This window comes from Acuticoccus sediminis (assembly GCF_003258595.1).
GTDB classification, from domain to species: Bacteria; Pseudomonadota; Alphaproteobacteria; order Rhizobiales; family Amorphaceae; genus Acuticoccus; species Acuticoccus sediminis.
The window spans coordinates 1-12669 of sequence record NZ_QHHQ01000004.1; the positions used below are offsets into that span (position 1 = coordinate 1).

The window sequence follows — 12669 nt, forward strand, 5'->3', positions numbered from 1 at the left end:
CGCTGATCTCCTCATCCGAAGACCAGCAGGTCCCTTCCGTAGCTTACAGCCCTGTCCGATTTTTCGGGAGCACCTCACTCTCCCCGATCGGCTTCTTCGAGGAGCCTCCCCATGTCCGGATCCTTGTAAAGATCCTCCAACGGCCCGTGGCCGCCCGGAATGACCACGGCCCCGTAGGTCGCGGCCGAGACATCCGAAAGTCGCAGCGTCGACCGCAGACACGGGGCTAGGGCTTCAAGATAAGCCTTGAAGCGCGCTGCGTCCGGACCGACGAACTCCTGATTGAGGCTGTCGGGGTCAGGGACCGGCGTCATCCCGCCCGGCGTGGCCACATCCACCTCTTGTCCAGCCGCGACCAAGACCCGGTGCATGTTGATAAGCTCCTCGGCCCAAAACCCGGCCGGAGCCAACGTGCCATCCGCTCGCATCCAGTGATCCGCCGCAGACAGAACGATCAGGATCTTGCCCATGCGCCGCCTTGCTGGTTGGCCTCGGCTCACGTGTCCCGCAAGCTGCAATCGCCTGCAGACCTGCGGCGCGTCCACCGGCGCGGAAGCGATCTTGCTAGCTGACCACGACGAGCTGCGAGACGTGCTCCGACAGTGATGGGCGCACAGATTAGCACGCGGAACCGACAGCGCGGTTATATGGGTTGGTACAAACAATATGGGCCGCCAACGCGTGCCCGGTCCCCACCGTCCGCCTGGTTCTGCGGAAGACGAGCCACAACCCATTCTCTCCCGCCTGGCGGGATTGAGGCTGACCAGCAGTCGATGGCGATCCGGGATGACCCACGGGCGGCGGCGCTTCAATACAAGAGCCGAAGAGTCGGCCGCCGCTCCTTGACGACACTTGCCGTTCGAAGCCACCCCTCCGATTTACACGCTATTGCCCGATATTACCGCACACGTTCACGAGTAGGCTTCAATGCGGAAGATCTATCGCCTTCTATCTCCACAAGAGCAAACAAATGGAGATACGGTATGAGCGCTGCCCCGCATGTCACCCGAAGGACAATTCGGCGGCAGCAGTTGCGCGAGATTGTGCCGCTTGCCGACAGCACGATCTACGACATGGAGCAGCGCGGAGAATTCCCACAGCGCTTCTATCTCACCTCGCGATGCGTCGTCTGGGACTTAGCAGAGGTCGAGGCTTGGCTCGACGCTCGACGCCGTGCCACTAGGGCTAATGCTGTTAAGCGCGCTCCAAGCCCCGACGTTAGATTGCGCCGTTCGCGACCCGTCAAACTCTAGGCTCCAACTCAAGCATTTCCATCGTGGCGGGGAGCAGCGTCGGAACATACTTCCGCCCCAACACCCACGCGTCCACCAAATTCGACCACTCCTGCATCATATGCCGGCGTTGATGCTCATATTCCGCCTTGTTGTAGATGCCACGCGACGACCTTCCGTCCTCGTGCGCCAAGCACTTCTCGATCCAGTCGCTGTTGAAGCCGAGCTCATTCAACAGCGTCGAGCCAGTGCGACGTAGATCGTGAACAGTGAAGGGTTCGAGTGGCAGCCCCTCCTTTTTCGCTCTGACAACGACTGCGGTCGTAATCCGGTTGAACGTCGCCCGCGACATGGGCGCGTCAGCGTCATATCGCGACGGAAGGACATAGCGCGAATTGCCTGCGCAGGTTTTCAGCGCGATGAAGATGTCGACGGCCTGCTGTGACAGATAGACGTTGTGCGCCTTCGACCGCTTCATTCGCTCCTTGGGTATCGACCAGACGGCGTTCTCGAAATCGACTTCGTCCCACGTCGCATCTTGCAGCTCGCTTTTCCTGACCATCGTTAGGAGGAAGAGCTTCATTCCCAGCCGTATAGTCGGCAGGGTCGGTACATGCTCGAGCTGTCCGAGCATGACGCGGATCTCCGCAGGAGATAGCGAACGATCCTTCGGTACGAAGGTCGCGATAGACGCCGGCCCAACTTCATCCGCTGGGTTGGCTACCTTCTCGCCATGTAAGATCGCGAACGCAAAGATCAGCTTGACGATATCCCGCACATGCACAGCGGTGGCTGGAGCGCCGCGATCCTTCACCTTCCCGCACATCATGCGGAGATCGTCAGGCGTGATCTCCGTCAGAAGCCTGTTTCGAAACGTTGGCAGGACGTCGCGCTCGTAGATCGAGCGGCGCATGGCGCGCGTGCTGTCTGCCATGCGCGACTCCTGGAACCACTTCTCGCCGAACTCGCCGAACCTCTTCGCCTCCTTCAGTCGGCGTTTGTCGTGCTGCTTCTCTTGAGCGGGAGACCGTCCTTCGGAAATGGCGCGCTTCGCATCGATCAGCTTCTCGCGAGCCCTCGCAAGCGAGAGGCCATCTGAGCCGTATCGGCCGAGCGTCAGCGTCTCGCGACGTCCGTTGAGGCGGTAGTCGTACCGGAATACGATCGCCCCGGACGGCTGCACCACAACGTACATACCGTCACGATCGCTCACCTTGTACAATTTCTTCTGCGATCTCAGCGCCTTAATCGCAGTGTCAGTCAGCATGAGTGCCTCCAAAACCGTCTTAAAAGCGGGGAGAGGCGCCAATTATACCGTCAGGCAAAAACAGGCGGCGCTGGAAGCATGATTCCTCTTGAGAATCAGCCTGTTAACACCAAAAACAATACCGTCATCAGCTCTCTCAGCCGTGACGGTATAGCGAAATTCTCGATGGAACAAGTTGGTCCATACCGTCTGTTATACCGTCAAATCGGAGCACTGCCCCTCGATAGACGGCGATAGATGGCATCTCAATTAGGCCGATATTCCAATGGGTTGAAGCGTATCGGAGCGTACAAACGGATACGGCCGGAGGGGCAAAAATCATTCCCACTCGATCGTGCCGGGGGGCTTGGAGGTGACGTCGTAGACGACGCGGTTGACGCCGCGCACCTCGTTGACGATGCGCGAGGCGACGCGGCCGAGGAACGTCACGTCGAAGGGGTAGATGTCGGCGGTCATGCCGTCGGTGGACGTCACCGCGCGAAGGCCGAGCACCTTCTCGTAGGTCCGCGCGTCGCCCATCACGCCGACGGTCTCGACCGGGAGCAGCACCGCGAAGGCCTGCCAGATCCGGTCGTAGAGCCCGGCGGCGCGGATCTCCTCGATGAAGATCGCGTCGGCGCGGCGCAGCACCGCCAGGCCGTCGCGGGTGATGGCGCCGGGGCAGCGGATCGCGAGGCCCGGTCCGGGGAACGGGTGCCGGCCGACGAACGTCTCGGCGAGGCCCAGCTCCCGGCCCAGCGCACGCACCTCGTCCTTGAAGAGGAGGCGCAGCGGCTCGACGAGCTTGAGGCCCATCCGCTCCGGAAGGCCGCCGACGTTGTGGTGGCTCTTGATGGTGACCGAGGGGCCGCCGGTCGGCGACACGCTCTCGATGACGTCGGGGTAGAGGGTGCCCTGGGCGAGGAAGTCGCCCTTGACCGCCTTCGCTTCCTTCTCGAACACCTCGACGAAGAGGCGGCCGATGGTCTTGCGCTTGACCTCGGGGTCGGTGACGCCCTCGAGCGCATTCAGGAAGGTCTCGGAGGCATCGACCTTGTTGAAGATGACGTCGTTGCGGCCGGCGAACATCGTCTCGACCTGCTCGGCCTCGTTCTCGCGCAGGAGACCGTGGTCGACGAAGATGCAGGTGAGCCGGTCGCCGATGGCCTCCGCCAGGAGCACGGCGGTCACGGTGGAGTCGACGCCGCCGGAGAGGCCGCAGATCACGCGGCCGTCGCCGACCTGCTCGCGGATCCTGGCGATCGCCTCCTCGCGGAAGGCGGCCATCGTCCAGTCGCCGGTGGCCCTGACGATGCGGCGCACGAAGGACTCGATGAGACGCGCGCCGTCCGGCGTGTGGACCACTTCCGGGTGGAACATCAGCCCGTAGGCGCGGCGCTCCTCGTTGGCGATGATCGCGAACGGCGCGCCGGGCGAGCGGGCGACCACCTCGAAGCCGGGCGCCGGCTCGACGACGCGGTCGCCGTGGCTCATCCATACGGTGTGCGTCTCGCCGGGGGACCAGATGCCCTCGATCAGCGGGCTGTGGCCGACCACCTCGATCTCGGCGCGGCCGAACTCGCGATGGTCGCTCCCCTCGACGCGGCCGCCGAGCTGGTCGTTCATCGCCATCTGGCCGTAGCAGATGCCCATCAGGGGCACGCCGGAGTCGTAGATCTCCTGCGGGGCGCGCGGCGATCCCTCCCAGTGGGTGGATGACGGGCCGCCGGAGAAGATCACCCCGCTCGGCTTGTGTTCGGCAAATGCGGCGGCCGCTTCCTGGTACGGTGCGACCACGGAAAACACCCCCGCCTCGCGCACGCGACGTGCGATGAGCTGGGTGACCTGAGAACCAAAATCGACGATGAGGATCGTGTCGTGCGCCATGGCCTCTATTGGCACAGTCCGGCGCGATCCACCATCGTCCGTCAACGCATTCCGGATCCTCATCCCCGCTCCGTGCGCGGGACGCGTGGCGCATGCTCCGCGGCGGGTGCCGGGGCCGTCTCAGCCCGCCCGGTTGACCCAGCGCGCGGCGCGCCAGAGGTCGATCTGGGTCCGCCAGACCGCCGGTTGCGGCTCGGAAAGCGGAGCGCGGGCCGCTAGCGCGAGGTGCCGCCGCGCGGCGAGTGCCGGGAGGAACGCGGCGCGGGCGGCCGGCGCCACCCCGGCGATGTGCTCGCGCATGGCCCGATGCGCGGCCTCGCCGTGCCCGGCGACGGCCGACGCGGCTCTGCCGGCCCCCTCCGGCAGGCGGCCGGCGGACATCGAGGCGCCCTGCTCCTCGCCCGTCGCTTCCCGCCAGACGCTGGACGGCACGAGGCTGACCCCGCGCGCGAACCGGCGCGGCACGCTCGACGCCACGTCCGCCGCGGCGAGGACGACGCCGGCGTACCCCGCGGCGGTCCCGGCGCTGCGGGCGGCGGCGAGGCCGTCGTCCGCCCCCAGCGCGTCGACGCAGAGCGCCATGGCGGCGAGCTGGACGAGCGCGCCCTGCCCTTCGCCGGCATAGCCGTCGAAATCGTCCCAGCTCGCGAGCGGGTCGGCGTAGAGGTCGTGGATGAAGGCCTCGCTGACGGCGCAGAGCGTCTCCAGCGGCCAGCGGTAGCGCTCGGCCCCCTGTCGCAGGTGATCGACGAGCGGGACGGAGCGGCCGGCGCCGTACCCCTCGTTGCGGATCGCGTCGCGCCACCACTGCAGGCGGATCTCGGCCGCCATCGGGTCGGACACGGTCTCGACGATGCGCTTCAGCTCGAGGCGGTAGGCGGCGAGGGCGTGGAGGGCCGGGCGCGTCGGCTCGGGTGCGAAGAGCGCCGCGAGCCAGCGGGTGCGGTCACCGTCGCGGACCGCGTCTTCGATCCCCATCAGTCGACAGCGATCAAGGCCGCCGCGACCCGCCGCTCCTCCGATATCATGACGTTGAAGGTGCGCACGGCGGCGCCGGTGTTCATCGTGTCGAACCGGACGCCCTGTGCCCGCAACGCTGCCGCGGACGGTCCGCCGAGCGGGAACGGCACCGTGCCGACCCCCACGAGCAGAACGTCGATCTCGCCGCGCTCCTCGATGACGCGGGCGAGCGACTCGGGCGTGATGTCGGCCGCCTCCGCCGGAGCCCAGCCGTAGATGCCGGACGGGACGCACAGGAGCGACCCGCGATGGCTCATCCCGGCGAAGCGGAAGCCACCGTTGCCGTAGGCATCGATGGGTGCCCGCCCCGGGAAGTGGGCGTCGCGGATGACGAGGCCAGTCATCAGGCCGGCGTCGGCTCCGCGTCGCCGGCCGGCTCGCCGTCGTCGGCCTCGTCCTCCTTGCCGCCGCCGGACGCACGGCCCGGGCGCAGGTGCAGCGTGATGAGGAGCGGCGCCGCGATGAAGATCGACGAGTAGGTGCCGACCACGATGCCCCAGATCATCGCGAACGTGAACGAGCGGATCACCTCGCCGCCGAACACGAACAGGGCCGCCAGCGCGAGCAGCGTCGTGATGGAGGTCATCAACGTGCGCGACAGGGTCTGGTTGATCGACAGGTCGATGAGCTGCGGCATCGGCATGCGCTTGTAGCGCCGCAGGTTCTCACGCACGCGGTCGTAGACGACGACGGTGTCGTTCAGCGAGTAGCCGACGATGGTCAGCACCGCCGCGATGGATGTGAGGTTGAAGTCTAGCTGGGTCGCCGAGAACAGACCTATGGTCAGGATCACGTCGTGCATCGTGCAGAGCACGGCGCCGACGGCGAAGTGCCACTCGAACCGCAGCCAGATGTAGACCATGATCGCGATCAGGGCGACGACGACGGCGATGATGCCGGCCTGCGCCAGCTCGCCGGAGACGCGCGGCCCCACGACCTCGACGCGGCGGAAGTCGGCGTCGTTGCCGTAGAGCTCGCGCAGCTGCATCACCGCGAGCTGCTGCGCCTCGTCCCCGCCGGGCTGCTCCTCGACGCGGATGAGGATGTCCGTCGGCTCCCCGAACTCGACGATCTGGACGTCGCCGAGGCCGAGCTGGCCGACTTCCTGGCGGATCTCCGAGATCGGCCGCACTTCGTGGAAGCGCAGCTCCACCATGGTGCCGCCCTGGAAGTCGATGCCGTAGTTCATCCCCACGAGCGCGAAGAGGGCGAGGGAGAGGATGCAGCCGATGGCCGAGCCGATCATTGCCGGCACGCGCCAGCGCATGAAGGCGATCTTGGTGTCCGTGGGAAGGGAGAGTCGTTTCATGGCTTACACCGGCACTTCGGTCGGGCGGCGGCGGCGAACCCACATCGCCACCATCAGCCGCGTGAACAGGAACGCCGTGAAGATCGTCGTGAGAATGCCGATCGCCAGCGTGACGGCGAAGCCGCGGACGGGGCCGGATCCGAGCTGGAACAGGATGACCGCCGCGATGAGGGTCGTGACGTTGGCGTCCAGGATGGTGGCGAAGGCCCGGCTGAAGCCCGCGTCGATCGCGAGGATCGGACTGCGGCCGGCGCGCCCCTCCTCCCGGATGCGCTCGTAGATCAGCACGTTGGCGTCCACCGCCATACCGATCGTCAGCACGATGCCGGCGATGCCCGGCAGCGTCAGCGTCGCCCCGAGGAGCGACAGGAGTCCCAGGATGAGGACGACGTTCACGACCAGCGCGACGTTCGCGATCACGCCGAAGAAGCCATAGACCAGCACCATCGACGCGGCGACGAGCACGGCGCCGACGATGGCGGCGGTCTCGCCGGCGGCGATCGAGTCGGCGCCGAGGCCGGGGCCGACGGTCCGCTCCTCGACCAGCGTCAGGGCGGCGGGCAGCGCACCGGCGCGCAGCAGGACCGCGAGGTCGTTGGCCGACTGGACCGTGAAGGAGCCGGAGATCTGACCGGCGCCACCGCAGATCGGCTCGCGGATGGAGGGCGCGGACACCACCTCGTCGTCGAGGACGATGGCGAACGGGGTGCGCGACGGCGCCTCGCGGGTGGTCACGTCGCAGAAGCGCCGTGCGCCGCCCGTGGTGAGGCGGAAGGTCACCACCGGTTCGTTGGTCTGCTGCTGGAAGGCGGGCTGGGCGTCGGTGAGGTCCTCGCCGGTGATGAGCGGCGCCTCGTCGACGACGTAGGGAACGCCCGGCTCGGCCTCGTTGTCCTCCGACGTCATCAGCAGCATCTTGCCGGCCGGGGCGCGGCCCCGCTGCAGAACGTCAGTGGGGTTCACCGAGGTGTCGACCAGGTGGAAGGTCAGCTGCGCGGTGGTGCCGATGATCGCCTTGAGCTGCTCCGGATCACCGCCCGGCGCCTCGACGAGGATGCGGTCGTCGCCCTGGCGCTGGATGTTCGGCTCGGTCGTGCCGAGCTCGTCGACGCGGCGGCGCACCACCTCGATGGACTGGTCCACGATGGAGCGCACGCGCTGGGCGAGGCCCGCCTCGGTGAACTGCAGCCGCATCAGGCCGTTGTCGGACTGGGAGAACTCGAACTCGTTGACGCCGCCCTGGGTGAAGACGCCCTGACCGAGCGGGTTCAGGAGCTGGCGCAGCCGGTCGGCGGCCTCGTCGATCCGCGTGTTGTCGCGGATCCGCACTTCGACGCCGTCGCTGACGACGCCGAGGCCCGTGTAGCCGATCCGGGGCTCCTTCAGGAGCGCCTCACGCACCTCGTTGGTGACGGTGCGCAGTCGCGTGTCGATGTAGTCTTCCTGATCGACCTGGTAGAGCAGGTAGGCACCGCCCTGCAGGTCGAGGCCGAGGACGATGCGCTCCTTCGGCAGCCACGATGGCAGCGGCGCCATCCACGAGCGGGGGACCAGATTGGGGATCACCGCCGCCACGCCGAGGATGACGACGAGGACGATGGAAATCGTCTGCCAGCGTGGGAAGTGCAGCATCAGTCGTTCGCCGCAGCCGCCGGTTCAGGCTTCGCGCGAACTTCCGTGATCGTGCTGCGCACGACGCGGACGGGCTCGTTGTCGCCGAATTTGATCTCGATCTCGTTGTCGTCGACCACCTTCGTCACCTTGCCGATGAGTCCGCCGGCGGTGACGACCGTGTCGTTGCGCTTCAGCGCGGAGACCATCGCCTGGTGCTGCTTCATCCGCTGCCGCTGCGGGCGGATGATCAGGAACCACATAATAACGAAGATCAGCAGGAACGGGGCGAGCTGAACGATGAAACCAGCGCCACCACCTGCGCCGCCGGGAGCCTGCGCGAAGGCTTCTGTGATGAACATGACGAACCTTATGATCGGATGGCCGCGCGAACGAAAGCGCCCGGCTTCGGGTTTTGCCGGAGTTAGACGTTCCGCACAGCGATTGCAACGCGGGCGCGGCAAGCTGCGCCAGTTGAACCGCAGGTCGACCGGTCCGGACACCACTCCCGGACGGATCCGTCCACAGGACAAGCCATCGGCCCCCTCCATGACCGGTAGGGATTTGATCCGACGCGCCGGACGGTTATGTGGGGGGCTCGTCAGGAAGACATGGAGACAATCGGTGCCCGTGGCCACCCTCGCGCTCGGCAGCAATCTGGGCGAGCGCGCGGCGATGCTCGACCGGGCGGAAGCCGCATTCGCGGACCTTCCCGCAACGGTCCTCGCCGCGTCCTCCCGCCACGTGACGCCGGCACTCCTGCCCCCCGGCGCGCCGCCCGACTGGAATATCGCCTATCTCAATTCCGTGGTGCAGATCGATACCGAGCTCTCGCCGCTGGCGCTGCTCGACGGCATCAAGGGGATCGAGCATGCGCTCGGCCGACGTCCCGGCCCGCGCTGGTCGCCGCGCCTGATCGACATCGACATCCTCGCCTACGGCGACGCGGTCATCACGACCGAGCGGCTGACGATCCCGCACCCGGAGATCGCCGCGCGGCTCTTTGTCCTGCGCCCCTGGTCGGAGATCGACCCGGGCTGGCGTCACCCCGTCACGGGCGTCAGCGTCGAGGAGATGCTGTCGGTGCTGGAGGCCGAGCGGGCGTGACGAAGATCGTCGGCATCCTCAACGTCACCCCCGATTCGTTCGCCAACGCGCGCCACACGCTGGCGCCCGACGCGGCGATCGCCGAGGCGCAGGCGCAGCTCGTCGCGGGCGCGGACGTGATCGACGTCGGCGCCGAATCGACACGGCCGGGCGGCGTCGAGGTCACGCCGCAGGAGGAGTGGGCCCGCCTCGCCCCCTGCCTGCCGGAGATCATCCGCCTCGCCCGCGAGCACGGGGCCCTCGTCAGTGTCGACACGCGCAACCCGGCGACGGCCGAGCGCGCGATCGGGGCGGGAGCGGACTGGATCAACGACGTCGGCGGCACGGGTCCGGAGATGGCCACGGTGATCGCGGCCGCCGATCCGCGCGTTTCCCTCGTCCTGATGCACGCGGTCACCGTGCCGGTGGTGCCGGGCCGCACGCTGCCGCCGTCGACCGACATGATCGCCTTCATCACCGACTGGTTCGCGCGCCGCCTGACAGAGCTCGCCGCGGCGGGCGTCGACCCGTCGCGCGTGATCCTCGACCCCGGCATCGGCTTCGGCACCACGCCGCGTCAGGCCTTCGACATCGTCGCCCGCCTGCCGGAGCTGCGCGCCCTCGGCCGCCCCGTATTCGTCGGCCACTCGCGAAAGTCCTTCATGAAGTGCATCACCGACGCGCCGGCGCCGGAGCGCGACGACGTGACCCTCGCCCTCTCCGGCGTGATGCTGCTGCACGGGGCGGACTTCCTGCGCGTGCACAACGTCGCGCGCCACGTCGCGCTTCGGGACCGGCTGGCGCGCGTCCCGGCTTGACCGCCCGCCCCGGCGAGGCGCAGGAGACGCGGGGCGCGACATAATGCGCCCCCGACGTTCCAGCCGACCCCGTCCGACCCTGCCCCGCCCGAACCTGCCACCTGACCCTGCCATAGCCGAGACTGCCCCTGCGATGACGAACGACGCTCTTACCGACCGCCTCGACCGGCTGATCGCGATCATGGAGCGCATGGCGCCTCCCGCGACCCCGGCGCCGGACTTCGACAGCGCGGACGCGTTCCTGTGGCAGGCCGAGGCCGGCGGGCGCCTCATGCCGGTGCCGAAGGTCAGCCGCGTCGGCCTCGGCGCGCTCAAGGGCATCGACTCCAACCGCGATCTCCTGCTGGAGAACACGCGCCGCTTCGCGAAGGGGCTTCCGGCCAACAACGCCCTCCTGTGGGGCGCGCGGGGCATGGGCAAGTCCTCCCTGGTGAAGGCCGTCCACGCCGAGATCGACGGGCTGAAGCTCGTCGAGATCCACCGCGAGGACATCGCCGCCCTCCCCGCGCTCATGAGCGTCCTGCGACCGGCGCCCTACCGCTTCGTCATCCTCTGCGACGACCTTTCGTTCGACGCCGGCGAGACGTCCTACAAGTCGCTGAAGGCGGTGCTGGACGGCGGCATCGAGGGCCGGCCGGAGAACGTCCTCTTCTACGCCACGTCCAACCGCCGCCACATCCTGTCGCGCGAGATGGTGGAGAACGAGCGCGGCACGGCGATCAACCCGGGCGACGCGGTGGAGGAGAAGGTCTCCCTGTCGGACCGCTTCGGCCTCTGGCTCGGCTTCCACCGCTGCACCCAGGACGACTACCTCGCCATGGTGAACGGGTATGTCGCCGCGTTCTCGATCCCCGTCGAGGCGGACGAGCTGCGGCGGGACGCGCTGGAATGGGCGACGACGCGCGGCTCGCGCTCCGGCCGCGTCGCCTGGCAGTACGTGCAGGACCTCGCCGGCCGCACCGGCACCTCGATCCAGCTCTGACCCTACGGCGGCCGCCGGGCCCGGCCCTTAGCCCTGCGCCATGGTCCGGCTGGGGCGGGCACCGGGGCGAGCCTCTCCCCATGACGCGCTCCCCTTCGGGAGCGCGCGATGGCCGCGAAAACTGAAAAAGGCGCCTTCCGTGGGGAAGGCGCCTTTTCGTTTCCGGCCCTGTCGCGCGGCGGTCAGGCGCCGGCGAGGTGGGGAAGCGGATCGACGGGCGTTGAGTTGCGGCGCAGTTCGAAGTGGAGCTGGGGCTGGTCGACGGAGCCGGTGTTGCCCACCGCCGCGATCGTCTGGCCACGCTGCACGGTGTCGCCGCGCGAGACCTTCAGCTCGGAATTGTGGGCGTAGGCGGAGACCCAGTCGCCGTCGTGCTGGATCAGGATGAGGTTGCCGTACCCCTCCAGCTCGTTGCCGGCGTAGATGACCTTGCCGTTGCCGGCGGCGTGCACCGGGGTGCCGGACGGGGCCGCGAGGTTGATGCCGTCGTTCCGCTCGCCCGAGGCCTGCTTGCCGAAGCCGACGATGATCGCGCCGCGAAGCGGCCACGCGAAGCCGGACGCGGACTGGCTCGGCGCGGGCTGCGTCGGGGCCGGCGCGGCCGGCGCGGCCGGCGTGCTCGCCTGCGGCGCGCTGGTGACGGGCGCGGTGGGCGCCGGCGCGGCGTCGATGCGCTGCTGCGGCTCGGCCATCGCGACCTGCGTCTCGGGCTGCGGCTGGGCCGGCTGCTTCGCGGCGACCTGCGCATTGCCCAGGCCGCCGGGGCCCGGGATGCGCAGCACCTGGCCGGAGCGGACGTAGGCGTCGGGGCTCATGCCGTTCGCCTCGGCGATCGCGGTGTGCGACACGCGGTAGGTGCGGGCGATGGAATAGAGCGTCTCACCGGGCTGCACGGTGTGGCTCTGGTTGGCGGCCTGCTCGTTGAGGGTGCGCGGCGGTGTGCCGAGGCTCGCCTGCTGCTGCACGCTCTCCTGCGGGGAGCCGGAGACGTCCGGGATCGAGCTCGGCCCCATCGCCGGGGTCAGGTTCGGCTGGTCGACCCGCACGTAGGTCGGGATGATGATGCGCGAGCCCGGCCGGACGTCGAGCGGGTTGGACAGGCGGTTCGCCTCGAGGATCACGTCGACGGGGACGTTGAAGCCCTGCGAGAGGGTGTCCACCGTGTCACCGGCCGACACTTCGACGATCGGCGCTCCCTCGACCGTCCAGCCGCGGGCGCGCAGCGAGGCCGGCGTCGTGATCGGCTGCGATGAGACGGGCGTCACCATCGCCTGCTGACCGTTGAGGGGAGTGAGGTCGCTCGACTCGATCGGGTTGGTCGCCGTCTCGGGCGGGTTGTTGGCCGCGAACAGGGACGCTCCGGGGACGCGCACGGAATCGCTCGAGCACCCGGCCATCAACGCGGCAACCCCGACCACCACGCTCAGATTGATTGCAGTTTTGCCGAGGCCGCCCGTTGCCCATCCGCGCATGACTCG

13 protein-coding genes are annotated in these 12669 nt (G+C 68.2%); 4 read left to right on the top strand and 9 right to left on the bottom strand.

Translation table 11 applies throughout. The features are described from left to right. Nucleotides 1–74 precede the first annotated feature (74 nt). The gene (locus DLJ53_RS18235; RefSeq protein WP_111347892.1) at nucleotides 75–470 is read right to left on the bottom strand and encodes a type 1 glutamine amidotransferase domain-containing protein; all 396 of its coding nucleotides are present in this window, start codon (nucleotides 468–470) and stop codon (nucleotides 75–77) included. A 513-nt stretch (nucleotides 471–983) separates the two neighbouring features. Between DLJ53_RS18235 and DLJ53_RS18240 the strand changes: the two genes are divergently transcribed. Then, nucleotides 984–1253, top strand: coding sequence for a helix-turn-helix transcriptional regulator (locus DLJ53_RS18240; protein ID WP_111347894.1), 270 nt, complete (start codon nucleotides 984–986; stop codon nucleotides 1251–1253). On the opposite strand, the gene DLJ53_RS18245 is transcribed toward DLJ53_RS18240, so the two are convergent. The 7 genes from DLJ53_RS18245 to yajC form a co-directional block, all read right to left on the bottom strand. After that, nucleotides 1243–2499 carry a tyrosine-type recombinase/integrase gene (locus DLJ53_RS18245; RefSeq protein WP_111347895.1) on the bottom strand — a complete coding sequence of 419 codons (1257 nt, stop codon included), beginning with the start codon at nucleotides 2497–2499 and terminating at the stop codon, nucleotides 1243–1245. The genes DLJ53_RS18240 and DLJ53_RS18245 overlap by 11 nt on opposite strands. A gap of 318 nt (nucleotides 2500–2817) precedes the next feature. Then, the gene (guaA, locus tag DLJ53_RS18250; RefSeq protein WP_455423629.1) at nucleotides 2818–4410 is read right to left on the bottom strand and encodes a glutamine-hydrolyzing GMP synthase; all 1593 of its coding nucleotides are present in this window, start codon (nucleotides 4408–4410) and stop codon (nucleotides 2818–2820) included. Between the two features lie 75 nt (nucleotides 4411–4485). Beyond that, complete coding sequence (locus tag DLJ53_RS18255; RefSeq protein ID WP_111347899.1) at nucleotides 4486–5343, bottom strand: squalene/phytoene synthase family protein; 858 nt, start codon at nucleotides 5341–5343, stop codon at nucleotides 4486–4488. Beyond that, nucleotides 5343–5729, bottom strand: coding sequence for an Mth938-like domain-containing protein (locus tag DLJ53_RS18260; protein ID WP_111347901.1), 387 nt, complete (start codon nucleotides 5727–5729; stop codon nucleotides 5343–5345). The genes DLJ53_RS18255 and DLJ53_RS18260 overlap by 1 nt, the downstream gene beginning before the upstream one ends. Beyond that, nucleotides 5729–6694 (bottom strand): protein translocase subunit SecF, encoded by a 966-nt coding sequence (secF, locus tag DLJ53_RS36105; RefSeq protein ID WP_202913230.1) that lies wholly within the window; start codon nucleotides 6692–6694, stop codon nucleotides 5729–5731. Before secF ends, DLJ53_RS18260 begins: the two co-directional genes overlap by 1 nt. Nucleotides 6695–6697: 3 nt before the next feature. Further along, entirely contained in the window at nucleotides 6698–8326 is a 1629-nt protein-coding gene (gene secD / locus DLJ53_RS36110) for a protein translocase subunit SecD (protein WP_202913231.1), read from the bottom strand. Then, nucleotides 8326–8667 (bottom strand): preprotein translocase subunit YajC, encoded by a 342-nt coding sequence (gene yajC, locus DLJ53_RS18270; protein WP_075219213.1) that lies wholly within the window; start codon nucleotides 8665–8667, stop codon nucleotides 8326–8328. The genes secD and yajC overlap by 1 nt, the downstream gene beginning before the upstream one ends. Nucleotides 8668–8929: 262 nt before the next feature. Here yajC and folK point away from each other — a divergent pair, with 262 nt between their 5' ends. From folK to DLJ53_RS18285, 3 genes are all read left to right on the top strand, one after another. Further along, on the top strand, nucleotides 8930–9412 hold the full coding sequence (gene folK, locus DLJ53_RS35255; protein WP_162409367.1) for a 2-amino-4-hydroxy-6-hydroxymethyldihydropteridine diphosphokinase: 483 nt from the start codon (nucleotides 8930–8932) through the stop codon (nucleotides 9410–9412). After that, nucleotides 9409–10209: a dihydropteroate synthase gene (gene folP, locus DLJ53_RS35260; protein ID WP_162409369.1), complete on the top strand. Its 801-nt coding sequence runs from the start codon at nucleotides 9409–9411 to the stop codon at nucleotides 10207–10209. Before folK ends, folP begins: the two co-directional genes overlap by 4 nt. 133 nt (nucleotides 10210–10342) lie before the next feature. Beyond that, on the top strand, nucleotides 10343–11191 hold the full coding sequence (locus tag DLJ53_RS18285; RefSeq protein WP_111347905.1) for an ATP-binding protein: 849 nt from the start codon (nucleotides 10343–10345) through the stop codon (nucleotides 11189–11191). A gap of 182 nt (nucleotides 11192–11373) precedes the next feature. Here the strand turns inward: DLJ53_RS18285 and DLJ53_RS18290 are convergent, their stop codons facing one another. Next, a complete protein-coding gene (locus DLJ53_RS18290) occupies nucleotides 11374–12564 on the bottom strand; it encodes a peptidoglycan DD-metalloendopeptidase family protein (protein ID WP_162409371.1) in 1191 nt (396 codons plus the stop codon). Nucleotides 12565–12669 lie beyond the last annotated feature (105 nt).